Here is a 22,811-nt window from a genome sequence, read left to right on the forward strand (position 1 = left end):
TGAACCCGCACACCAAGTTCGAAGCCGAGGTCTACATCCTGACCAAGGAAGAGGGCGGCCGTCACACGCCGTTCTTCGCGAACTACCGCCCGCAGTTCTACTTCCGGACGACGGACGTGACCGGCACCGTGACGCTGCCCGAGGGCACCGAGATGGTCATGCCGGGCGACAACCTGAAGTTCGAGGTCGAGCTGATCGCCCCGATCGCCATGGAAGACGGCCTGCGCTTCGCGATCCGTGAAGGCGGCCGCACAGTCGGTTCGGGCGTCGTGTCCAAGATCGTCTCGTAAGCAGACGAGATTGCGAATGACAAAGGGCCACCCGTTGCGGTGGCCCTTTTGTTTTGTCCTGACCGTTCGAGGGCAGGGTTTGCAGATATCCCCAAAACCGCCGAGACATTGAAGGCCGCCCGGATGGGGCGGCCTTTTCCATCTTCCGCGACGGGGCCTGTTCAGAGGCCGCGTCGCGGGATTTGGTGTTTGGCCCATTGGGGCCTGTCCATGCTCACTTGACGAGGGCCTGGACGAGTGCGCGCTTTTCGCCTTCGCTGTCGCTCGAGTGGATGACGGACAGGATGGTGTTGACTTCGGCGTCGGTCAGGGCCGCGACATCGGCGTTCGGCGCGTATTGCTCGATCGCGGAAGTGTCGATCATGGCGGAGGCGGAGAAGGCTGTAAGGACAAGTGCGGTTGTTGCGATGAGGGTTTTCATGTTTTTGGTCCTTTTTCTGGGTTGGGTTGCTGCGCCGTGGCGCGGTTTCGGTGATCTGCTNGGCTCGTGCACGGGCGCTCTCGCAAATGTGGACTTGACGCGAGGGGTGGGCGATCACCCCCCTGCGCGATGCTGCAGAGGCGCGGTGCGAGCCCGGATTTCATGGGGTTTTGGGCGGTCGCGGCTGGAAGGATTTGACACCGTCGCGTGACGGAATGGCGAGATCTCCTGTGTCCTGCGACGTGTCAACAAAATGTGACGGCCCGAAAAAAGCCCATTGTTTCAATGCAAACACCGGAGCGAGAGCAGCCGCGACCCGTGGCGTGAGGCATGTGTCGGTGTTTTGTGACGCCGGGGCGCGTCGTTTGGTCGTGTGGATGCAGAAATGGCAAGGAAGATGGCCAGTAGGCGGGCCATGATCGCGCGCACGGGTCATCGTCATCCCCGGGTGTGGCCCGGTGATCTGACGTGTCCCGAGGTCCTCGGGTCGATCCCGAGGGTGGCGGTGGTATTGGAGAGGAAGCGGCGCCGCCCTGTTGGCAGTCTCATGTGGATTTTTGTCGGACTCCGTGCCTTCTGGCCCTTGATTTCGGTCGATCCTTGGAATACGCGTCATGTCGGCCTTAGGGGTATAGCTCAGCTGGTAGAGCGACGGTCTCCAAAACCGTAGGTCGCGGGTTCGAACCCTGCTGCCCCTGCCATTTTCCATCACGTCCGACTTCGAACATCATGCGTGGGCGCGTGTATGCGCGGCCTGTATCAATCCCGTGCAACGAAAAAGGCCGCCCCTGTCGGGACGGCCCTCTTGCTGAGATTTGTGGCGCTTAGTCGAGCAGCGCTTCAATCCGCTGGATCTTCTCGCCGCGGGACATGCTGCTGTGGATGTAGCTCACGGCAAGATCACGCTCGTCTTCGGTGAGCAATCCCACATTGGCTTCGGGCACGTAGCTCTGGATCATCGCTTCGCGACCCTGGTCCACGAGCACGAGCGTTTCGGGGTCCATTTCAACGGTCTCAAGAATTTGCTGCACGCGTTCGGCGGCGATCGACCGAGCTGCGCCACTGTAGGATACCGCCAGCGCGAGTTCGGCCTGACTTTGTGTGATCGTGCCAAAATCGACATCAGGAGCATACTCTTGCAGGCGCTCCATCTCGGCCTCGCTGATCATCGCCATGCCCATGTCGATATTGTCTTCGGTCTCCAGCGCGCGCAGTTTGGCGGCTTTTTCGCCTCGCGACATACCCGACGTCACGATCCCATAGGCGATGGTATAATCGGTGTCCGAAAAGCTGGACGTGTCGAGGTTGGGATCGAAGTTCTCGATCTGCTCTTTCTGTGCATCGGTTGCAGCAAAGCCTGCGGTTCCAAGGGATGCTACGAGAGCTGTTGCAATCATCAAGCGATTCATGACGAATTCCTTTCTGTTCAGTGCGTCGTTTTCATACGACCTTGCGGACGGTCTATCATTCCGTCGGCTCAGGGATGAAACAGGCTGGGCGGCTGATCGTTCCTGCAAGTCGTTGGGAAAGCGTACACATATTTGTGAAACAAGGTTCGGGAACCACTTTGGTCGCCGCGACATAGCGCGTTCATGTTTGTGTGCTGCATGCTGTTCGCCGCGGTGAGTGACAGCATTCGGTTCAGGCTTGCTTGAATTCGGGCCGCGTCTTCGTTAAGTGCGGTTCAGAGCAATGCAAAGCGAGACCCGATCCATGGCAACGACCAATCCACTTCAGTTCATTCAGCAGGTCCGCGCTGAGGTGTCGAAGATCGTCTGGCCGACGCGGCGTGAAGTGCTTCTGACCACGGTGATGGTCTTCATCATGGCTGCGCTGACGGCTGTATTTTTTGCTCTGGTGGATATCCTGATCCGCAGCGGGCTGCAGGGCTTGCTGAACCTCTTCGGTTGAAGGCGGGTCTGCTCTTGAAAAGGGCAGGCTAAGGCGGTAACTGACCGCCAGAGACGGAATGAGGCGTGCATCGATTCGAGTTGCACGCCGCTTTTTTATTCCGGAGCGGTCGTGGCGACAGGGCCCGCAGAAGAAAACAGACGGCGTCTTAGCCGCACGGACAAGAAGGTTTGCGACCAGATGGCGAAGCGGTGGTACTCGGTCAGTGTTCTGTCGAATTTCGAGAAGAAAATCGCAGAGCAGATCCTTCAGGCGGTCGAGGAACAGGGGCTGCAGGACCAGATCGAGGAAGTGATGGTCCCGACCGAGGAAGTGATTGAAATCCGTCGTGGCAAGAAAGTCACCGCGGAGCGTCGATTCATGCCCGGTTACGTGCTGGTGCGGATGGAAATGTCCGATCAGGGCTACCATCTGATCAACTCGATCAACCGGGTGACCGGGTTCCTTGGGCCGCAGGGCCGCCCGATGCCGATGCGCGATGCCGAAGTTCAGGCGATCCTCGGCCGCGTTGCCGAGGGCGAGGACGCGCCGCGCACGCTGATCCATTTCGAGATTGGCGAGAAGGTCAAGGTCAACGAAGGTCCGTTCGAGGATTTCGATGGCATGATCGAGGAAGTGGACGAGGGCACCCAGCGCCTGAAGGTGTCGGTTGTGATCTTTGGCCGGGAAACCCCGGTCGAACTGGAATTCACGCAGGTCACGAAGCAATAGTGATCTGAGTGCAGGCGGGTATCCCGCCGAACGAGCGTGGGAGGCGAGCGGCACGCGTGTCGCGGACCGGACCACACAACACGAGTGATCAAGGGGCGCGCCCCGAGATCGTTGGAATAGGAGAGGCCAGATGGCCAAGAAACTTATTGGCAAGATGAAGCTGCAGATCCCTGCAGGCAAAGCCACCCCAAGCCCGCCCGTTGGTCCGGCTCTGGGTCAGCGCGGTATCAACATCATGGAATTCTGCAAGGCGTTCAACGCCAAGACGCAGGACATGGAAGAGGGCGCGCCGTGCCCGACCGAGATCAGCTATTACCAGGACAAGTCCTTCACGATGAATATCAAGACGCCACCCGCGTCTTATTATCTCAAGAAGGCCGCTGGCCTGAAGCCGGTTGGCAAGCGCAACCGTCCCCGCGGTGCCGAGAATCCCGGTCGCGAAACCATTGGAACGGTGACCGTGGCACAGGTTCGCGAGATCGCTGAAGCCAAGATGAGAGACCTCAATTCGAATGACATTGAGGGTGCAATGCAGATTATCCTGGGCTCCGCAAAGTCCATGGGCATCGAGGTGAAGTAAGATGGCGAAACTTGGAAAACGCACCCGCTCCGCCCGTGAAGCCTTTGCTGGCAAGGACGAACTGTCCTTGTCCGAGGCCGTTGCCCTGATCAAGAGCAATGCCAACGCGAAGTTCGACGAAACGCTGGAAATCGCGATGAACCTGGGCGTTGACCCGCGTCACGCCGACCAGATGGTTCGTGGTGTTGTCGGGCTGCCGAACGGCACCGGCAAGACCGTCCGCGTCGCGGTCTTTGCCCGTGGTCCCAAGGCTGACGAAGCCAAGGCGGCAGGGGCCGACATCGTTGGTGCCGAAGACCTGATGGAAAGCATCCAGGGCGGCAAGATCGATTTCGACCGTTGCATCGCGACACCCGACATGATGCCGATCGTCGGTCGTCTGGGCAAGGTGCTTGGCCCACGCAACCTGATGCCGAACCCCAAGGTCGGCACGGTGACCATGGACGTCAAGCAGGCTGTCGAAGATGCCAAGGGCGGACAGGTTCAGTTCAAGGCGGAAAAAGCTGGTGTCGTACACGCCGGGATCGGCAAGGTCTCGTTTGACGACGCCCACCTGATCGAGAACATCAAGGCGTTCGTCGACGCAGTTGCCAAGGCCAAGCCGACAGGCGCCAAAGGCACCTACATGAAGAAGATCGCGCTGTCTTCGACCATGGGCCCGGGTGTGACGGTGTCTGTGGAAGATGCTGCCAGCCGCTGAGGCTGATCTGCACGCAAATCAAGACGGCGTCCCTCGGGGCGCCGTTTTTTCGTGCAGGAAGCAAGGAACCGCTTGAGGCTTGTAATTTCATTGTCCCGGGGGGTTGGCAATCACGATGGGACGTAATAACCACCGCTATGCACAAGAGCGCGCGATTCGTCCCGCGCTCTTTTGTATTACGTCCGAGACGGTGGGTTGGGGCATGTGCCGCAATAAATCCTGCCCGAGGCGGGAACAGACCGACATGCCAAGGCTCACCCGTTGAGCGCTGGGCGGGTTTGGGACCGCAGACTGCGGACCAAAACCGCCGGAGCGATCCGGTTTTACTGAGCCGGGGGGCCCGCCCCCCAAACTGGAGTACACCTGTGGATAGAGCCCAAAAAGAGAAAGTGGTCGACGAACTCGGCCAGATCTTCGAAAGCTCTGGCGTCGTTGTGGTAGCCCACTACGAAGGTCTCACAGTTGCCGAGATGCAGGATCTGCGGGCGCGTGCGCGCGCTGCTGGCAGTTCCGTACGTGTCGCCAAGAACCGTCTGGCCAAGATTGCCCTCGAAGGAAAGCCCTGCGCAAGCATCGCTGACTACCTGACAGGCATGACGGTTCTCACCTATTCCGAAGACCCTGTGGCAGCCGCCAAAGTGGTCGAGGACTTTGCCAAGGAGAACAAGAAGTTCGAAATCCTTGGCGGGGCCATGGGCGAGAACGCACTTGACCGGGCCGGCGTGGAAGCCGTGTCCAAGATGCCGTCGCGCGAGGAGCTTATTGCTTCGATCGTCGGTTGCATTGCGGCACCCGCCTCCAACATCGCCGGCGCGATTGGCGCACCTGCATCGAACATCGCCTCCATTCTCTCGACCATCGAAGAGAGAGCGGCGTAAGGCTTCTGAGAACATCTTCGTGGGGTTGAAACCTCGACGTTGGAACACATTTAGATAGGAAAGTCACAATGGCTGATCTGAAAAAACTGGCAGAAGAGATCGTTGGTCTGACGCTTCTCGAAGCACAAGAACTGAAAACAATCCTCAAGGACGAGTACGGCATCGAGCCCGCAGCTGGCGGCGCAGTGATGATGGCTGGACCGGCAGGCGACGCAGGCGCAGCAGCGGTTGAAGAGCAGACCGAATTCGACGTCATCCTGAAGTCGGCAGGGGCTTCCAAGATCAACGTGATCAAGGAAGTCCGCGGCATCACCGGTCTGGGCCTCAAAGAAGCCAAGGACCTGGTCGAAGCAGGTGGCAAGGCCGTGAAAGAGCAGGTTTCCAAGTCCGAAGCCGAAGAGATCAAGGCAAAGCTGGAAGCAGCTGGCGCCGAAGTCGAGCTCAAGTAATCGCTTTTCGGTCCCTGTCGGGCCCTCTTCGCAAGAGGGGGCCCGGCAGGGGCCGGCAAGCAGTTCATGCGAGGCTGGGTATGGGGATTTCCATGCCCGGCCAAGCCTGTCTTAGAGAGGCCCCTTGTTCAAACGGGGCTTTTCTTGGACAGGACCCAAGGATCGGGAGGTGTGCGGTGGGACGCGCGCCGGGAATTGATCGGGTTCGTGTCGTCTCTATTGGGCAGACCGCCGGGGCCCGACGGCGTGACGCTCAGCTGAGAATGAAAAGGTGATACCGACCATGGCGCAAAGCTATCTTGGCCAAAAACGTCTTCGTAAATACTACGGAAAAATCCGCGAGGTTCTGGAGATGCCGAACCTCATCGAGGTTCAGAAATCCTCCTACGACCTGTTCCTGAAATCCGGCGATCAACCGCAGCCGCTTGACGGCGAAGGCATCAAGGGTGTCTTCCAGTCGGTTTTCCCGATCAAGGATTTCAACGAAACCAGCGTGCTGGAATTCGTCAGCTACGAGCTGGAAAAACCGAAATACGATGTCGAGGAATGCCAGCAACGCGACATGACCTATGCGGCACCGCTGAAGGTCAAGCTGCGTCTGATCGTGTTCGACATGGACGAAGACACCGGCGCAAAGTCGGTCAAGGACATCAAGGAACAGGACGTGTTCATGGGCGACATGCCCTTGATGACACCGAACGGGACGTTCGTCGTGAACGGTACCGAGCGCGTGATCGTGTCCCAGATGCACCGCTCGCCGGGTGTGTTCTTTGACCACGACAAGGGCAAGACGCACAGCTCGGGCAAGCTGCTTTTCGCCTGCCGCATCATTCCCTATCGCGGCTCGTGGCTCGATTTCGAATTCGACGCCAAGGACCTCGTGTTCGCGCGCATCGACCGTCGCCGCAAGCTGCCTGTCACGACGCTTCTGTATTCTCTTGGTCTTGACCAGGAAGACATCATGGATGCGTATTACAACACCGTGACCTACACGCTGCGCAAGGGTGAAGGCTGGGAAACCAAGTTCTTCCCGGAGCGCGTTCGCGGCACCCGTCCGACGTATGACCTCGTGGATGCGGACACCGGCGAAGTCTTTGCCGAAGCCAGCAAGAAGATCACCCCCCGTGCCGTCAAGCAGATCATCGACGAGGGCAAGATCACCAAGCTGTTGCTGCCGTTCGAGCAGATCGTCGGCAAGTTTGTGGCCAAGGACATCATCAACGAACAGACCGGCGCGATCTATGTCGAAGCCGGGGATGAACTGACCTGGACCGTCGACAAGGACGGTGCGGTGAGCGGCGGCAGCCTCAAGGAGCTGATCGACGCGGGCGTCACAGAGATCCCGGTGCTCGACATCGACAACATCAACGTGGGCGCGTACATGCGCAACACGATGGCCGCCGACAAGAACATGAACCGCGAAACCGCGCTCATGGACATCTACCGCGTCATGCGTCCGGGTGAGCCGCCCACCGTTGAAGCGGCGTCTGCGCTGTTCGACACGCTGTTCTTTGATGGCGAACGCTACGACCTGTCCGCCGTTGGTCGGGTCAAGATGAACATGCGCCTTGCGCTCGAAAAGCCGGACAGCCAGCGCACGCTGGATCGCGATGATATCGTGGCCTGCGTCAAGGCCCTGGTTGAACTGCGTGACGGCAAGGGCGACATCGATGACATCGATCACCTCGGCAACCGCCGGGTGCGGTCGGTCGGCGAATTGATGGAAAACCAGTACCGCGTCGGCCTGCTCCGCATGGAGCGCGCGATCAAGGAACGCATGTCATCGGTCGAGATCGACACGGTGATGCCGCAGGACCTGATCAACGCCAAGCCGGCGGCTGCCGCAGTGCGCGAATTCTTCGGCTCTTCGCAGTTGTCGCAGTTCATGGACCAGACCAACCCGCTGTCGGAAGTGACGCACAAGCGTCGTCTGTCGGCGCTTGGACCGGGCGGTCTGACCCGCGAACGCGCCGGCTTCGAAGTGCGCGACGTGCACGCGACCCACTATGGTCGCATGTGCCCGATCGAGACGCCGGAAGGCCCGAACATCGGTCTGATCAACTCGCTGGCCACCTTTGCCCGCGTGAACAAGTACGGTTTCATCGAAACACCCTATCGCCGCGTCAAGAACGGTTATGTGACGGACGAAGTCCAGTACATGTCCGCGACCGAGGAACAGCGTCACACCGTGGCACAGGCCAACGCGACGCTGGACGAGAACGGCAAGTTCGTGAACGAGTTCGTTAACACCCGCCAGTCGGGTGAATACACGCTTGCGCCGAATGAAAGCGTCGATCTGATCGACGTGTCGCCGAAGCAGCTTGTGTCGGTTGCGGCCTCGCTCATCCCGTTCCTTGAAAACGACGACGCCAACCGCGCCCTTATGGGTTCGAACATGCAGCGTCAGGCGGTTCCGACCCTGCGTTCCGAGGCGCCGCTGGTCGGCACCGGGATCGAAGGTGTGGTTGCGCGCGACTCGGGCGCGGCCATCATGGCAAAGCGTGCCGGGATCATCGACCAGGTCGATGCGACCCGTATCGTTGTGCGTGCGACCGAGGACCTCGAGCTGGGCGACGCGGGCGTGGACATCTACCGTCTGCGCAAGTTCCAGCGCTCGAACCAGAACACCTGTATCAACCAGCGACCGCTGGTGAATGTGGGCGACACGGTGGGCAAGGGCGAAGTCATCGCCGATGGCCCGTCGACCGATCTGGGCGAACTGGCTCTGGGCAAGAACGTGGTCGTCGCGTTCATGCCGTGGAACGGCTACAACTACGAAGACTCGATCCTGATTTCCGAGCGGATCGCGCGGGACGACGTGTTCACCTCGATCCATATCGAGGAATTCGAAGTCGCTGCCCGTGACACCAAGCTTGGGCCGGAAGAGATCACGCGCGACATTCCGAACGTCGGTGAAGAAGCGCTGCGCAACCTCGACGAGGCGGGCATCGTCTACATCGGCGCGGATGTGGAGCCGGGTGATATCTTGGTCGGCAAGATCACACCGAAGGGCGAAAGCCCGATGACGCCGGAAGAGAAACTCCTCCGCGCCATCTTTGGTGAGAAGGCATCGGACGTGCGCGACACCTCGCTGCGGGTCAAGCCGGGCGATTTCGGCACCGTTGTCGAAGTGCGCGTCTTCAACCGTCACGGCGTCGAAAAGGACGAACGTGCGTTGCAGATCGAACGCGAAGAGGTCGAACGTCTGGCCCGTGACCGGGACGACGAGCTGGCCATTCTGGACCGCAACATCTACGCGCGTCTGAAAGACCTGATCCTTGGCAAGATGGCTGTCAAAGGCCCGAAAGGCGTAAAGGCGAACAGCCAGATCACCGATGAGCTGCTGGACAGCCTGACCCGCGGTCAGTGGTGGCAGCTGGCCCTCGAAGACGAGGATGACGCCAAGATCATGGAAGCCCTGAACGAGCAGTACGAGGCGCAGAAGCGTGCCCTCGATGCCCGTTTCGAGGACAAGGTCGAAAAGGTCCGTCGCGGCGACGATCTGCCCCCGGGCGTGATGAAGATGGTCAAGGTGTTCGTCGCGGTGAAGCGCAAGCTGCAGCCGGGCGACAAGATGGCCGGTCGTCACGGCAACAAGGGTGTGATTTCTAAAGTGGTCCCGATGGAGGACATGCCGTTCCTCGCAGATGGCACTCCTGTCGATTTCTGTCTGAACCCGCTGGGCGTGCCGTCGCGTATGAACGTCGGTCAGATTCTTGAAACCCACATGGGCTGGGCCGCTCGCGGTCTGGGCATCAAGATCGACGAAGCGTTGCAGGATTACCGTCGCTCCGGCGATCTGACCCCTGTGCGTGAAGCCATGCGCATCGCCTATGGCGACGATGTCTACGAAGAAGGCATCAAGGACATGGACGAGGCGGCGCTGATCACGGCGGCTGGCAATGTCACCAACGGTGTGCCGATTGCGACGCCGGTGTTCGACGGTGCCAAGGAAGCCGACGTGAACGACTCCCTGATCCGTGCCGGTTTCGACACGTCGGGTCAGTCGATCCTGTTTGACGGTCGTTCGGGAGAGCAGTTCTCGCGGTCCGTGACCGTGGGTGTGAAGTACCTGCTCAAGCTGCACCACCTTGTGGACGACAAAATCCACGCGCGTTCGACAGGGCCGTACAGCCTTGTGACCCAGCAGCCGCTGGGCGGTAAGGCGCAGTTCGGTGGTCAGCGCTTCGGGGAGATGGAGGTCTGGGCGCTCGAAGCGTACGGCGCCGCCTACACCCTGCAGGAAATGCTCACCGTCAAGTCGGACGACGTGGCTGGCCGGACCAAGGTCTACGAGTCGATCGTCAAGGGCGAGGACAATTTCGAGGCGGGTATCCCCGAGAGCTTCAACGTTCTCGTGAAGGAAGTCCGTGGCCTTGGCCTGAATATGGAACTCCTGGATGCGGAGGAGGATGAGTGAGCCGAATGGCGGGCTGAAGCCCGCCCTACGCAAACTCTGTAGGCCGGGCGTTTGTCCGGCCAACTCCGAAACTTCCCTTTCAAGGATTTGAAAATGAACCAGGAACTCACAAACAACCCGTTCAACCCCGTCGCCCCGCCCAAGGTGTTCGACGAGATCAAGGTCTCGCTCGCATCACCAGAGCGGATCCTGTCGTGGTCCTTCGGTGAGATCAAGAAGCCCGAAACCATCAATTACCGGACGTTCAAGCCCGAGCGTGACGGCCTGTTCTGCGCGCGTATCTTTGGCCCGATCAAGGATTACGAATGCCTGTGCGGCAAGTACAAGCGCATGAAGTATCGCGGCGTTGTCTGCGAAAAATGCGGTGTGGAAGTCACGCTGCAAAAGGTCCGCCGCGAGCGGATGGGCCATATCGAACTGGCCGCGCCCTGCGCCCATATCTGGTTCCTCAAGTCGCTGCCGTCGCGCATCGGCCTGATGCTGGACATGACGCTGCGCGATCTGGAACGCATTCTCTATTTCGAAAACTATGTCGTGATTGAGCCCGGTCTGACGGACCTCTCCTACGGTCAGTTGATGACCGAAGAAGAGTTCATGGACGCGCAGGATGCCTATGGCATGGACGCGTTCACCGCCAATATCGGTGCCGAAGCGATCCGCGAGATGCTGGCCAATATCGACCTCGAAGCCGAGGCTGATCAGCTGCGCGCGGACCTCAAGGAAGCGACCGGCGAACTCAAGCCGAAGAAGATCATCAAGCGCCTCAAGGTGGTTGAATCCTTCCTCGAATCCGGCAACCGCCCGGAATGGATGGTTCTGACCGTGATCCCGGTCATTCCGCCGGAACTGCGTCCGCTGGTGCCGCTGGATGGCGGCCGTTTCGCGACCTCTGACCTCAACGATCTCTATCGCCGCGTGATCAACCGGAACAACCGTCTGAAGCGCCTGATCGAACTGCGTGCGCCGGACATCATTGTGCGCAACGAAAAGCGGATGTTGCAGGAATCCGTTGACGCCCTGTTCGACAACGGCCGTCGTGGCCGGGTCATCACCGGTGCCAACAAGCGTCCGCTCAAGTCGCTGTCGGACATGCTCAAGGGCAAGCAGGGCCGCTTCCGCCAGAACCTTCTGGGCAAGCGCGTCGACTTCTCGGGTCGTTCGGTCATCGTGACCGGTCCGGAACTCAAACTGCACCAGTGCGGCTTGCCCAAGAAGATGGCTCTCGAGCTGTTCAAGCCGTTCATCTACTCGCGGCTTGAGGCGAAGGGGCTTTCGAGCACCGTCAAGCAAGCGAAGAAGCTGGTGGAAAAGGAACGTCCCGAGGTTTGGGATATCCTTGACGAAGTGATCCGCGAACACCCGGTACTTCTGAACCGTGCGCCGACGCTGCACCGTCTGGGCATCCAGGCGTTCGAGCCTGTCCTGATCGAAGGCAAGGCAATCCAGCTGCACCCGCTTGTGTGTTCGGCCTTCAACGCCGACTTCGACGGTGACCAGATGGCGGTTCACGTGCCGCTGTCGCTGGAAGCCCAGCTTGAAGCGCGCGTGCTGATGATGTCGACGAACAACGTTCTGTCGCCCGCCAACGGCGCACCGATCATCGTTCCGTCGCAGGACATGATCCTCGGCCTTTACTACACCTCGATTGCCCGAAAGGGCATGAAGGGCGAAGGCATGAAGTTCGCGTCCATCGAGGAAGTCGAGCACGCGCTGAACGCTGGTGAAGTGCATCTGCACGCCAATATCGAATGCCGGGTCAAGCAGATCGACGACGAAGGCAACGAGATCGTCAAGCGCTACGAGTCCACACCGGGCCGCGTGCGTCTGGGTGCCCTGCTGCCGCTCAACGCGAAAGCGCCGTTCGATCTGGTCAACACGCTGCTGCGCAAGAAGGACGTGCAGAAGGTCATCGACACCGTCTACCGCTATTGCGGCCAGAAAGAGTCGGTCATCTTCTGTGATCAGATCATGACCATGGGCTTCAAGGAAGCGTTCAAGGCGGGCATCTCGTTCGGCAAGGACGACATGGTGATCCCGGAAACCAAGTGGCCGATCGTGGAAGAGACCCGCGATCAGGTCAAGGATTTCGAACAGCAGTACATGGACGGCCTGATCACCCAGGGTGAAAAGTACAACAAGGTCGTCGATGCCTGGTCGAAGTGTAACGACAAGGTCACCGACGCAATGATGGCGACCATCTCGGCCGAGAAAGTCGACGAGAACGGCGCGACGATGGAGCCGAACTCGGTCTACATGATGGCGCACTCCGGTGCCCGTGGCTCGGTCACGCAAATGAAGCAGCTGGGCGGGATGCGTGGCCTGATGGCGAAGCCGAATGGCGACATCATCGAGACGCCGATCATCTCGAACTTCAAGGAAGGTCTGACCGTTCTTGAGTACTTCAACTCGACCCACGGCGCCCGGAAGGGTCTGTCGGACACCGCTCTGAAGACGGCGAACTCGGGTTACCTGACCCGTCGTCTGGTGGACGTGGCACAGGACTGCATCGTGCGTCTGCATGATTGCGGCACCGATCGTGCGATCACCGCGCAGGCGGCGGTCAACGATGGTGAAGTCGTGGCGTCGCTGGCCGAGCGTATTCTCGGTCGTGTGAACGCGGATGACATCCTCAAGCCGGGCACGGACGAGGTGCTGGTGCGCGCCGGTCAACTGATCGACGAACGGATGTCCGACATGATCGAAGAGTCGGGCGTTGCCACGATGCGCATCCGCTCGCCGCTGACCTGCGAGGCCGAAGAGGGCGTCTGCGCAATGTGCTACGGTCGTGACCTTGCACGCGGTACGCTGGTCAATATCGGCGAAGCGGTGGGCATCATCGCGGCGCAGTCGATCGGCGAGCCGGGCACACAGCTGACGATGCGGACGTTCCACATCGGCGGCGTTGCCCAGGGTGGACAGCAGTCGTTCCAGGAAGCCAGCCAGGAAGGCAAGGTCGTGTTCGACAACGCCTCCACGCTGGAGAACTCGGTGGGCGACACGCTGGTCATGGGCCGGAACATGAAGCTGCGTATCGTGGACGAGCACGGTGTCGAACGGGCCAGCCACAAGCTCGGCTACGGCACCAAGGTGTTCGTCAAGGAAGGCGACATGGTCAAGCGCGGCGACAAGCTGTTCGAGTGGGATCCCTACACCCTGCCGATCATCGCCGAGAAGGACGGTATCGCCAAGCATGTCGACCTGGTTGCAGGCGTGGCCGTGCGTGACGAGACCGACGATGCGACGGGCATGACCCAGAAGATCGTCATCGACTGGCGGGCCGCGCCCAAGGGCAACGAGCTCAAGCCTGAAATCATCCTGATGGGTGAAGATGGAGAGCCGCTGCGCAACGATTTGGGCAACCCGATCACCTACCCGATGTCGGTGGACGCCATTCTGTCCGTCGAAGACGGTCAGGACGTCAAGGCCGGGGACGTGGTTGCACGTATTCCGCGCGAAGGCGCCAAGACCAAGGACATCACCGGTGGTCTGCCGCGTGTGGCTGAACTCTTCGAGGCACGTCGCCCCAAGGATCACGCCATCATCGCGGAAATCGACGGCTATGTGCGCTTTGGCAAGGACTACAAGAACAAGCGTCGCATCACCATCGAACCGGCGGATGACACCATGGAGCCCGTGGAATACATGGTCCCCAAGGGCAAGCACATCCCTGTGCAGGAAAACGACTTCATCCAGAAGGGTGAATACATCATGGACGGCAACCCCGCGCCGCATGACATCCTGGCCATCATGGGTGTCGAAGCGCTGGCGAACTACATGATCGACGAAGTGCAGGACGTCTATCGCCTGCAGGGTGTAAAGATCAACGACAAGCATGTCGAAGTGATCGTGCGCCAGATGCTTCAGAAGTGGGAAATCCAGGATTCTGGCGACACCACGCTTCTGAAAGGTGAACACGTGGACAAGGCGGAATTCGACCTTGCCAACGAAAAGGCCGAGCGCAAGGGCGGTCGGGCTGCTCAGGGCGAACCGATCCTGCTGGGCATCACCAAGGCGTCGCTGCAAACCCGCAGCTTCATCTCGGCGGCGTCGTTCCAGGAAACCACCCGCGTGCTGACCGAGGCCTCGGTGCAGGGCAAGGTCGACAAGCTGGTCGGCCTGAAGGAAAACGTCATCGTGGGGCGTCTGATCCCGGCGGGCACCGGTGGGGCAACCCAGAAGATGCGTCGCGTGGCGCAGGATCGCGACAATGTCGTGATCGAAGCGCGCCGCGAAGAGGCCGAGGCGGCTGCCGCACTGGCCGCTCCGAAGCCGTCGGATGACGTGGTGGGTGGCGACGAGTTCGACAGCCTCATCGTCGATACACCGGAAAGCCGCGAATAAACGCAGCTTTCGACCAAACGATAAAAAACCCCCGCGCCTGTCGCGGGGGTTTTTGTTTGCGCGGCTGTCTGCCACCGCGGAACGGAAATCGCCAACGCACGTTGATGACCCAGCAACGAAAAGGAGAATTTCATGATCCGTTTGATGACAGCGACAACCGCCCTTTTGGCCGGACTTTCGGCGCCCGTGACCGCGCAGGAGACGCACGAGTGGGGTGAAAAGAACGCAGATTTCGAACCCGCTTTCGAGAACCAGACACGTGCGCCGCTTGAGGTGACCGACCTGGAGTTCGAGGACCGCGAGATCGTCGCCGGGCTGGAACACCCCTGGGCCATCGAGGCGCTGCCTGACGGGGCGGGCTTGTTGGTGACGGAACGTCCCGGACGGCTTGTCCATGTCACGCTCGAGGGTGAGGTGTCGGAACCGATTTCCGGATTGCCCGAGATCTTCAATCAAGCCGCTGGCGACAGCACGCAGGCGGGCCTTCTGGACGTCAAGATCGGGCCGGACTTCGAGTCCGACCGCTGGGTCTACATGACCTACGCCAAGGGCAAGGGCGACGGCATGTCCGTCACGGCCGCTGCGCGGGGCAAGTTGTCAGAGGACATGACCGCGCTGACGGATGTGGAAGAGATCTTCGAACAGACGCCCCCGTCGCCTGCTGCAATGCACTATGGGAGCCGGATCGTCTTTGACGGCAACGGCCACGCTTTCATCACAACGGGTGAGCATTTCACGGATGAAGAACGTCAGAAGGCGCAGCTTCTGGACAACACCTATGGCAAGGTCGTCCGGGTGAACCTTGATGGCTCCATTCCGCAAGACAATCCGTTTGTCGGCCAGGAGAACGTGGTCGACAGCATCTGGTCCTATGGTCACCGCAACGTGCAAGGTGCCGCGATGCGCGGAGACCAGTTCTTCGTTGTCGAACATGGTCCGGCCGGGGGCGATGAAATCAACATTTCGGTTGCTGGCATAAACTATGGCTGGCCCGTCGTGGCCTACGGTGTGCGCTATGATGGCGGTCCGATCGGCAGCGGCGAGCCACGTCAGGAAGGCATGGCGGAACCGGCCTATTACTGGGATCCGGTGATCGCGCCGGGTGACATGATCTTCTACAGTGGGGACATGATGTCCGATTGGCAGGGCGACAGCCTGATTGCCGGGCTTGTTGCCAAGGGTTTTGTCCGCCTCGAATGGGACGGCGACTACGTAGAGGCTGAAGAGCGCCTGTTCACCGAATACGGTCGGGTGCGCGATATCGAGGAACTGAGCGATGGCAGCCTGGTGTTTGCCACGGATTATGCAGACGGCAAGCTGATCCACGTGACGGTGAACCAGTAACATTGCCGATGGCTGAATGCGCGGGGTGTCCTGAAAGGGGCACCCCGTTTTTCTATGCCGCGCTGGTCCGCAACCCGCCCATGGTGGATTGCGATACGCGGATGGCGACGATCAAGGCCATGATCCATCCGGTGGACACGGCGGTGGCGATGCCCAGCCAGACGCCCCAGACATCGAAGTTCAGCAGCGTGATGAACACCCAGATGAAGAACGCAACGCCAAATCCCTGCCTGTAGACGCTGATCCAGAGTGTGTAGATCGGGCGCTTCATCGCCTGCAAAAGCGAATTGATCGAAAAGAGCATCATGTAGATGGGAAACAGGAACCCGTCGACCAGCAGGTAGCTTGCGCCAATCGCGATCACGTCCGGGTCCGAGGTGAAGGGGCGCATCGCCCATGACCCGCCGAACCACAAGAGCGGCATCGCGATCACCGACAGGACAAACCCCAGTTTCCAGCAGAAAAAGACCGCGTCGCGGACCCTGTCATAATCCCGCGCGCCAAAATTCTGGCCCGCGATGGGCAAGAGCGCACCCGTCATGCCGAGAACCGGCAAGAGCAGGATCTGTTCGATCCTGAGTGCCACGCCATAGGCCGCGATGGCGTCCTCGCCGAAATTCTTGAGCGCGAACTGCACCACGAAGCCCGACACGAACATCACGACAAGCGCTGTTGTCGCGGGCAGCATTTGTTCGACAATCGCCTTGAAGCAGGCGGCGTCGGGAATGAACTCGGCGCGTTTGATGCGGTCCATCATGTTCAGGTTGAACACGCGGGACAGGATGAAGATCATCACCGCGGTCTGGCTCATGACGGTTGCGGCGGCGATGCCGTTGAACCCCATGCCGCCCCAGATGCCCGGAATGCCGAACATCATCAGCGGGTTGAGGCCGATATTGGCAAAAAACGCGACCATCATGGCGCGCTGCATCGATCGCGTGTCGCCATGTGCCTGCAGGATGCCATTGCCGCCAAAGGCCAGCAGGAAGCCGGGCAGGGCGAGGATCAACAGCCGGAAATAGCCAAGTGCGGCATCGCGGTAGCCCCCCGGTTCGGACACCAGCGCAATCAGGTGCGGGCCAGCGAACCAGCCCCCGATCATCAAAAGCACCGTCGCAATGAAACCAAAGCTGAGGCCCTGCGCCGCAAGGCCGCGGCTGGCCTTGGTGTTCTTTTCGCCCTTGGCATTGCTGACCAGCGCGCTCAGCGCGGAGCCGAGGCCGAAGCCCACCGCCATCATGATGAAGAACGCCTGATAGCCGATGGCCAGCCCAGCCTGCGCCTCGGTCGAGAGCTGGCCAGCGAAATAGACATCGACAACGTTGTAGAGCGTCGAAAACAACATTCCCAAGGCGGCGGGAATGGCTAGGTTTCGGTAATGGGTGAGCATTGGCCCGGTGGTCAGATCGTCATTCGGTGCAAAGGCCACGGGCGCTCCTGTCTGCGGGACGATGGAGCGGGTTGTCTCCACGATCCTGCGATACACGGAATGGAGGCGAAAGCCAAAGGCCTTTGCCATGTCGCTTTTGTCGTGGAGGCAGCGCAACTTGCCTGCTAATCCGATGGGCATGATACAACTCTCCGACAATATGCGCGGCGCGCTTCTGATGTGTGTCGCAATGGCGGCGTTCACCTTTGGTGATGCGTCGATCAAGGCGACGGGCGGCGACCTGCCGCTCTCGCAACTCCTGGTGATCCGCGGCGTTCTGGCCTCGACGGCGCTGATCGCGATGGCGCTGTATTTCAAGGGGCTGCAGCTGCGTCTGCCCGCATGGGACTGGGTGTTGATCGTCGCGCGGGGACTGGCCGAAGCGGCGGCCGCCTATTTCTTTCTGACCGCGCTTCTGGCGATGCCGCTGGCCAATGTGACGGCGCTTTTGCAGATGTTGCCGCTGACAGTCACGCTGGGTGGTGCGCTGGTGTTCCGCGAGCCGGTGGGCTGGCGGCGCTGGTCGGCGATCATCATCGGCTTTGTCGGCATGCTGCTGATCGTGCGGCCGGGAACGGAGGGGTTCACCTCGGCCTCGGTCTATGCGCTCTGTGCGGTGGGGGCGGTGACGGTGCGCGACCTTGTCACGCGGCGGGTGTCCAAGGCGGTGCCATCGCTGACGGTGACGGTGTTCTCGTCGGTGATTGTCACCCTTTTCGCCGGCCTCTGGTCGATCGAGCAGGAGTGGGTGACGATGACGCCGCGCCTGACGTTGCTGGTGCTGATGGCGACAAGCTTTATCATCGGGGCTTATGTCTGCAGCGTCATGGTCATGCGCGTGGGGGAGGTGAGCTTTGTGGCGCCTTTCCGCTATACCGGACTGGTCTGGGCGTTGATCCTCGGCTTCCTCGTGTTCGGCGAATGGCCAGAGGTGCTGACTCTGATCGGTGCCGCGATCATCATGGCGACGGGTGTGTTCAGCCTCGTGCGCGAAGCCCGTTTGAAGCGGCGGGCGCGAAAGCCGATTCTACCGCGTCAGCCGTAAGGGCAAAGCGGCGGTTCAGCGTTTCGATATGCTCGACCGTCGGCGCGTGGAAATCGGGGTGACTTACCCCGGCTTTCTGGCGGGAATCGTTGTGGGCGTGATGGGCGCGCAGGAACATCGGCGGGTCGGCAAAGGTGACGGTGGGCATGAAGCGGTTGATGCGGCTGTGCGCGAAATTCATCAGGCTTTGCCGCACGCCGCCCTGGACCGCCATCGCCTGCGCGACGCCCAGATAGGGTGTCACGGTTTCGGTGATCTCGAACGGGTGCAGATCCGAGCGGCAGATCGTGTAGCCCCGGTTCCAGTCGAAGCCCACCAGCTTGTTGCCCAAGAGCAGCGCCTCGCAATCCGATGCCGCCTTGCGCAGGCGGGCGATGAAATCGACAGCAAGCGCGTCGTCATCATCGTGACGCACCTGCAGGCAGGGTTTGTTGACATGCTTGCGCGCCGCGTTCAGCACCGACTGGCAGATCTGGCGGTGCGGAGCTGGATCGCGGGCAATGATGCGGGCTTGCGGCATCCCTGCCAGAAGCGCCTGAAGCCGCGCGAGATAGGGGTCGGGCAGGCAGGTGCCGATAAGCACGACAAGATCGAAGTCTGGATCGGTCTGCGTCCTCAGACCGGGCAGGCACAGGTGTTCGAAAAGGGCGAACCTTTGCTCCATCCGCTCGGGCGCATAGAGAAAGGCGCGGCGGGCATCGATGGTGTCGTGATCGACCTGAAAGCCGCCGATCGCGGGGTAGGAAAATCGACAGAAAACGATGGTCTGCATGACGATTGGCCCTGTGTTATGTCGGCAACTCGTGTAGAAAGACTGTGCCTTGGCAACGCGGTGCACACAAGCATCGGGGCGCTGTTGACAAGCTTTCCGACTCTCCATATACGCGCGTCTAATTCGGCAGGGTTCATGCCCATTTGTCGATTTGCAGAACTGGAGCGGTCAAGATCCGGGCGCATGCCCCGATCCTCTGGAAATCCACCGCATCGCTTCCGAAAAGGGGAAGCGGATGCGGTCTTTTGCGTCGTTCCGAAAGGAAGGGCGGGACTTTAATCGGTGTCGCGGACGCGCGGTACTTGAATGAGAAACCCGCACGGGGATGGCCTCGTGCACCACATATGTGAGCTACACGGGGAAAGAACCGGAATGCCAACGATCCAACAGCTGATCCGCAAGCCGCGGCAGCCGAAAATCAAGCGCTCGAAGTCGCAGCACCTTGAGCAGTGCCCGCAGAAGCGGGGCGTATGCACACGCGTTTACACAACCACTCCGAAGAAGCCGAACTCGGCGATGCGGAAAGTCGCCAAGGTGCGTCTGACCAACGGTTATGAAGTCATCAGCTACATTCCGGGTGAAAGCTCCCGGCGTCCGCTATCACATTTTGCGTGGTGTTCTGGATACCCAGGGCGTCAAGGACCGGAAACAGCGCCGTTCGAAATATGGCGCGAAGCGTCCGAAGTAAGGGGAATTACAGATGTCTCGTCGTCACGCCGCAGAAAAGCGCGAAATCCTGCCCGATGCCAAGTATGGCGACCGGGTTCTGACAAAGTTCATGAACAACCTGATGATCGACGGTAAGAAGTCGGTCGCGGAACGCATCGTCTACAGCGCGCTCGAGCGCGTCGAAGGCAAGGTAAAGCGCGCGCCGGTGGAAATCTTCCACGAGGCGTTGGACAACATCAAGCCGTCGGTCGAAGTGCGTTCGCGTCGGGTTGGTGGCGCCACCTACCAGGTGCCCGTCGAAGTGCGCCCCGAGCGTCGCGAAGCGCTTGCGATCCGCTGGTTGATAAACGCCAGCCGCGCCCGCAACGAACACACCATGGAAGAGCGTCTTGCCGCTGAGCTTCTGGATGCCGTGAACTCCCGTGGTTCCGCCGTGAAGAAGCGTGAAGACACTCACAAGATGGCCGACGCGAACAAAGCGTTCAGCCACTACCGCTGGTAATAGGAGCCAAAAGACTATGGCACGCGATTATCCCCTTCAGCGCTACCGGAATTTCGGGATCATGGCGCATATCGATGCAGGCAAGACTACCTGTACCGAGCGTATTCTTTATTACACCGGCAAGTCGCACAACATCGGCGAAGTGCACGATGGTGCCGCGACGATGGACTGGATGGAGCAGGAACAGGAACGTGGCATCACGATTACGTCTGCTGCGACCACCACGTTCTGGCAGCGTCAGGATGACCCGACCGTCGATGGCACGTCGGACACCAAGTTCCGCATGAACATCATCGACACCCCCGGCCACGTTGACTTCACCATCGAAGTCGAACGCTCGCTGGCGGTTCTCGACGGCGCGATCTGTCTTCTCGATGCGAACGCAGGTGTCGAACCGCAGACCGAAACCGTTTGGCGCCAGGCCGACCGGTACAAGGTCCCGCGTATCGTGTTCGTCAACAAGATGGACAAGATCGGTGCCGATTTCTACAAGTGCGTCGAGATGATCGCTGACCGGACGGGCGCTGTGCCTGCTCCGATCCAGCTGCCGATTGGCGCCGAGACAGAACTCGAAGGCATCATCGACCTCGTGACCATGGAAGAGTGGGTTTATCTGGGCGAAGATCTGGGCGCGTCCTGGGTTCGTCGTCCGATCCGCGAAAGCATGGAAGATTTGGCGCAGGAATGGCGCGGCAAGCTCATCGAGAATGCCGTCGATATGGACGACGCCGCGATGGAAGCGTACCTCGAAGGCGAAGAGCCCGATGTTCCGACGCTGCGCTCGCTGATCCGCAAGGGCACGCTGGCGATGAAGTTCGTGCCGGTTCTGGCAGGTTCCGCATTCAAAAACAAAGGCGTGCAGCCCTTGCTGAACGCCGTGATCGACTATTTGCCCAGCCCGCTGGACGTTGTCGATTACATGGGCTTCAAACCCGGTGACGAAACGGAAACACGCAACATACCGCGCCGCGCTGACGACAACATGCCGTTTGCCGGTCTTGCGTTCAAAATCATGAACGACCCGTTCGTGGGCTCTCTGACGTTTACCCGGATCTATTCGGGCAAGCTCAAGAAGGGCGACGCGATGCTCAACGCTACAAAAGGCGGAAAAGAGCGTGTGGGCCGCATGATGATGATGCATGCCATCAACCGGGAAGAAATCGACGAAGCCTGGGCAGGTGACATTATCGCGCTTGGCGGTCTCAAGAACACAACCACCGGCGACACTCTGTGTGATCCGCAGGACGCGGTTGTTCTCGAAACGATGACGTTCCCGGAGCCGGTGATCGAGATCGCGGTCGAACCGAAGACCAAAGCCGACCAAGAAAAGATGGGCGTCGCACTTGCACGTCTTGCTGCCGAAGATCCGTCGTTCCGCGTGGAAACCGACTTCGAGTCCGGCCAGACCATCATGAAGGGCATGGGCGAACTTCACCTCGACATTCTTGTCGATCGCATGAAGCGCGAGTTCAAGGTCGAGGCGAACATCGGTGCGCCGCAGGTGGCCTATCGTGAAACCATCGGTCACGAAGTCGAACACGCCTACACCCACAAGAAGCAGTCGGGTGGTTCTGGTCAGTTCGCCGAAGTGAAGCTCATCATTTCGCCGACAGAGCCGGGCGAAGGATATTCGTTCGAGAGCCGCATCGTTGGTGGTTCGGTTCCGAAGGAATACGTGCCGGGTGTCGAAAAGGGTATCAAGTCGGTCATGGACTCCGGTCCGCTGGCGGGCTTCCCTGTGATCGACTTCAAGGTTGCTCTGGTCGACGGTAAGTTCCACGACGTGGACTCCAGCGTTCTCGCGTTCGAAATCGCATCACGCATGTGTATGCGCGAAGGCATGCGGAAGGCCGGTGCGAAGCTTCTCGAACCGATCATGAAGGTCGAAGTGGTGACACCGGAGGAATATACCGGCGGCATCATTGGTGACCTTACATCCCGTCGGGGCCAGGTCACCGGTCAGGAGCCGCGCGGCAATGCCGTTGCGATCGCAGCCATGGTGCCGCTCGCCAACATGTTCGGCTACATCAACACGCTGCGCTCCATGTCCTCGGGCCGCGCGCAGTTCACGATGCAGTTCGACCATTACGATCCGGTTCCGCAGAACATCTCTGACGAGATCCAGTCGAAATACGCATAACGGGATGCCGGGCTGAAGCCCGGCCTACCCACTAACCGTAGGTCGGGCTTCAGCCCGGCACCCGAAAAAAAGGAGCTTTGCAATGGGCAAGGAAAAGTTTGAGCGCGGCAAGCCGCACTGCAACATTGGCACGATTGGTCACGTTGACCACGGCAAGACGACGCTGACGGCGGCGATCACGAAGTATTTCGGTGAATTCAGGGCCTATG

Annotated in this window: 19 protein-coding genes and 1 tRNA gene; 16 read left to right on the forward strand and 4 right to left on the reverse strand. The window is 60.1% G+C overall.

All coding sequences use genetic code 11. From position 1 onward, the window contains the following. Nucleotides 1–290: EF-Tu C-terminal domain-related protein (locus tag IEV82_RS22180; RefSeq protein ID WP_505716661.1), on the forward strand; the 290-nt coding region annotated here is incomplete at its 5' end. A gap of 214 nt (nt 291–504) precedes the next feature. Here the strand turns inward: IEV82_RS22180 and IEV82_RS22185 are convergent. After that, entirely contained in the window at nt 505–711 is a 207-nt protein-coding gene (locus IEV82_RS22185) for a hypothetical protein (protein WP_188480412.1), read from the reverse strand. A 625-nt stretch (nt 712–1,336) separates the two neighbouring features. On the opposite strand from IEV82_RS22185, the gene IEV82_RS22190 reads away from it, so the two are divergent. Continuing rightward, nucleotides 1,337–1,412: transfer RNA gene (locus IEV82_RS22190), tRNA-Trp, on the forward strand. Between the two features lie 123 nt (nt 1,413–1,535). Here IEV82_RS22190 and IEV82_RS22195 read toward each other — a convergent pair. Further along, on the reverse strand, nt 1,536–2,120 hold the full coding sequence (locus IEV82_RS22195) for a hypothetical protein (protein ID WP_188484281.1): 585 nt from the start codon (nt 2,118–2,120) through the stop codon (nt 1,536–1,538). A gap of 304 nt (nt 2,121–2,424) precedes the next feature. On the opposite strand from IEV82_RS22195, the gene secE reads away from it, so the two are divergent. From secE to IEV82_RS22240, 9 genes are all read left to right on the forward strand, one after another. Then, nucleotides 2,425–2,622 carry a preprotein translocase subunit SecE gene (gene secE, locus IEV82_RS22200; protein WP_085628833.1) on the forward strand — a complete coding sequence of 66 codons (198 nt, stop codon included), beginning with the start codon at nt 2,425–2,427 and terminating at the stop codon, nt 2,620–2,622. 180 nt (nt 2,623–2,802) lie between these two features. Beyond that, nucleotides 2,803–3,333, forward strand: a complete 531-nt coding sequence (gene nusG, locus IEV82_RS22205) for a transcription termination/antitermination protein NusG (RefSeq protein WP_188484282.1) — start codon at nt 2,803–2,805, stop codon at nt 3,331–3,333. 130 nt (nt 3,334–3,463) lie between these two features. Continuing rightward, on the forward strand, nt 3,464–3,913 hold the full coding sequence (gene rplK / locus IEV82_RS22210; protein WP_188484283.1) for a 50S ribosomal protein L11: 450 nt from the start codon (nt 3,464–3,466) through the stop codon (nt 3,911–3,913). 1 nt (nt 3,914) lies between these two features. Then, nucleotides 3,915–4,613: a 50S ribosomal protein L1 gene (gene rplA, locus IEV82_RS22215; RefSeq protein WP_188484284.1), complete on the forward strand. Its 699-nt coding sequence runs from the start codon at nt 3,915–3,917 to the stop codon at nt 4,611–4,613. A 365-nt stretch (nt 4,614–4,978) separates the two neighbouring features. Then, nucleotides 4,979–5,491: a 50S ribosomal protein L10 gene (rplJ, locus tag IEV82_RS22220; protein WP_188484285.1), complete on the forward strand. Its 513-nt coding sequence runs from the start codon at nt 4,979–4,981 to the stop codon at nt 5,489–5,491. Nucleotides 5,492–5,559: 68 nt separating this feature from the next. Beyond that, complete coding sequence (gene rplL, locus IEV82_RS22225; RefSeq protein ID WP_188484286.1) at nt 5,560–5,940, forward strand: 50S ribosomal protein L7/L12; 381 nt, start codon at nt 5,560–5,562, stop codon at nt 5,938–5,940. Between the two features lie 283 nt (nt 5,941–6,223). Further along, entirely contained in the window at nt 6,224–10,360 is a 4,137-nt protein-coding gene (rpoB, locus tag IEV82_RS22230; protein WP_188484287.1) for a DNA-directed RNA polymerase subunit beta, read from the forward strand. Between the two features lie 93 nt (nt 10,361–10,453). Continuing rightward, nucleotides 10,454–14,701, forward strand: a complete 4,248-nt coding sequence (gene rpoC, locus IEV82_RS22235) for a DNA-directed RNA polymerase subunit beta' (RefSeq protein WP_188484288.1) — start codon at nt 10,454–10,456, stop codon at nt 14,699–14,701. Between the two features lie 132 nt (nt 14,702–14,833). After that, nucleotides 14,834–16,045: a PQQ-dependent sugar dehydrogenase gene (locus tag IEV82_RS22240; protein ID WP_188484289.1), complete on the forward strand. Its 1,212-nt coding sequence runs from the start codon at nt 14,834–14,836 to the stop codon at nt 16,043–16,045. A 52-nt stretch (nt 16,046–16,097) separates the two neighbouring features. Here IEV82_RS22240 and IEV82_RS22245 read toward each other — a convergent pair whose 3' ends face one another. Continuing rightward, nucleotides 16,098–17,435: an MATE family efflux transporter gene (locus tag IEV82_RS22245; RefSeq protein WP_229747971.1), complete on the reverse strand. Its 1,338-nt coding sequence runs from the start codon at nt 17,433–17,435 to the stop codon at nt 16,098–16,100. A gap of 178 nt (nt 17,436–17,613) precedes the next feature. Here IEV82_RS22245 and IEV82_RS22250 point away from each other — a divergent pair, with 178 nt between their 5' ends. Further along, nucleotides 17,614–18,519: a DMT family transporter gene (locus IEV82_RS22250; protein WP_188484290.1), complete on the forward strand. Its 906-nt coding sequence runs from the start codon at nt 17,614–17,616 to the stop codon at nt 18,517–18,519. Here the strand turns inward: IEV82_RS22250 and IEV82_RS22255 are convergent. After that, nucleotides 18,452–19,291, reverse strand: a complete 840-nt coding sequence (locus tag IEV82_RS22255) for a putative rhamnosyl transferase (RefSeq protein ID WP_188484291.1) — start codon at nt 19,289–19,291, stop codon at nt 18,452–18,454. The genes IEV82_RS22250 and IEV82_RS22255 overlap by 68 nt on opposite strands. A 372-nt stretch (nt 19,292–19,663) precedes the next feature. Here IEV82_RS22255 and rpsL point away from each other — a divergent pair, with 372 nt between their 5' ends. The 4 genes from rpsL to IEV82_RS22275 all read left to right on the forward strand — a co-directional run. Beyond that, nucleotides 19,664–20,095 carry a 30S ribosomal protein S12 gene (rpsL, locus tag IEV82_RS22260; protein ID WP_373285260.1) on the forward strand — a complete coding sequence of 144 codons (432 nt, stop codon included), beginning with the start codon at nt 19,664–19,666 and terminating at the stop codon, nt 20,093–20,095. Continuing rightward, nucleotides 19,992–20,462 (forward strand): 30S ribosomal protein S7, encoded by a 471-nt coding sequence (rpsG, locus tag IEV82_RS22265; protein ID WP_188484292.1) that lies wholly within the window; start codon nt 19,992–19,994, stop codon nt 20,460–20,462. The genes rpsL and rpsG overlap by 104 nt, the downstream gene beginning before the upstream one ends. 16 nt (nt 20,463–20,478) lie before the next feature. Further along, nucleotides 20,479–22,602 carry an elongation factor G gene (gene fusA, locus IEV82_RS22270; protein ID WP_188484293.1) on the forward strand — a complete coding sequence of 708 codons (2,124 nt, stop codon included), beginning with the start codon at nt 20,479–20,481 and terminating at the stop codon, nt 22,600–22,602. 82 nt (nt 22,603–22,684) lie between these two features. Beyond that, nucleotides 22,685–22,811 (forward strand): GTP-binding protein (locus IEV82_RS22275; RefSeq protein WP_229747950.1); only part of this gene is annotated, 127 nt, incomplete at its 3' end.

The organism is Marivita lacus (assembly GCF_014637725.1).
Lineage (GTDB): Bacteria > Pseudomonadota > Alphaproteobacteria > Rhodobacterales > Rhodobacteraceae > Marivita > Marivita lacus.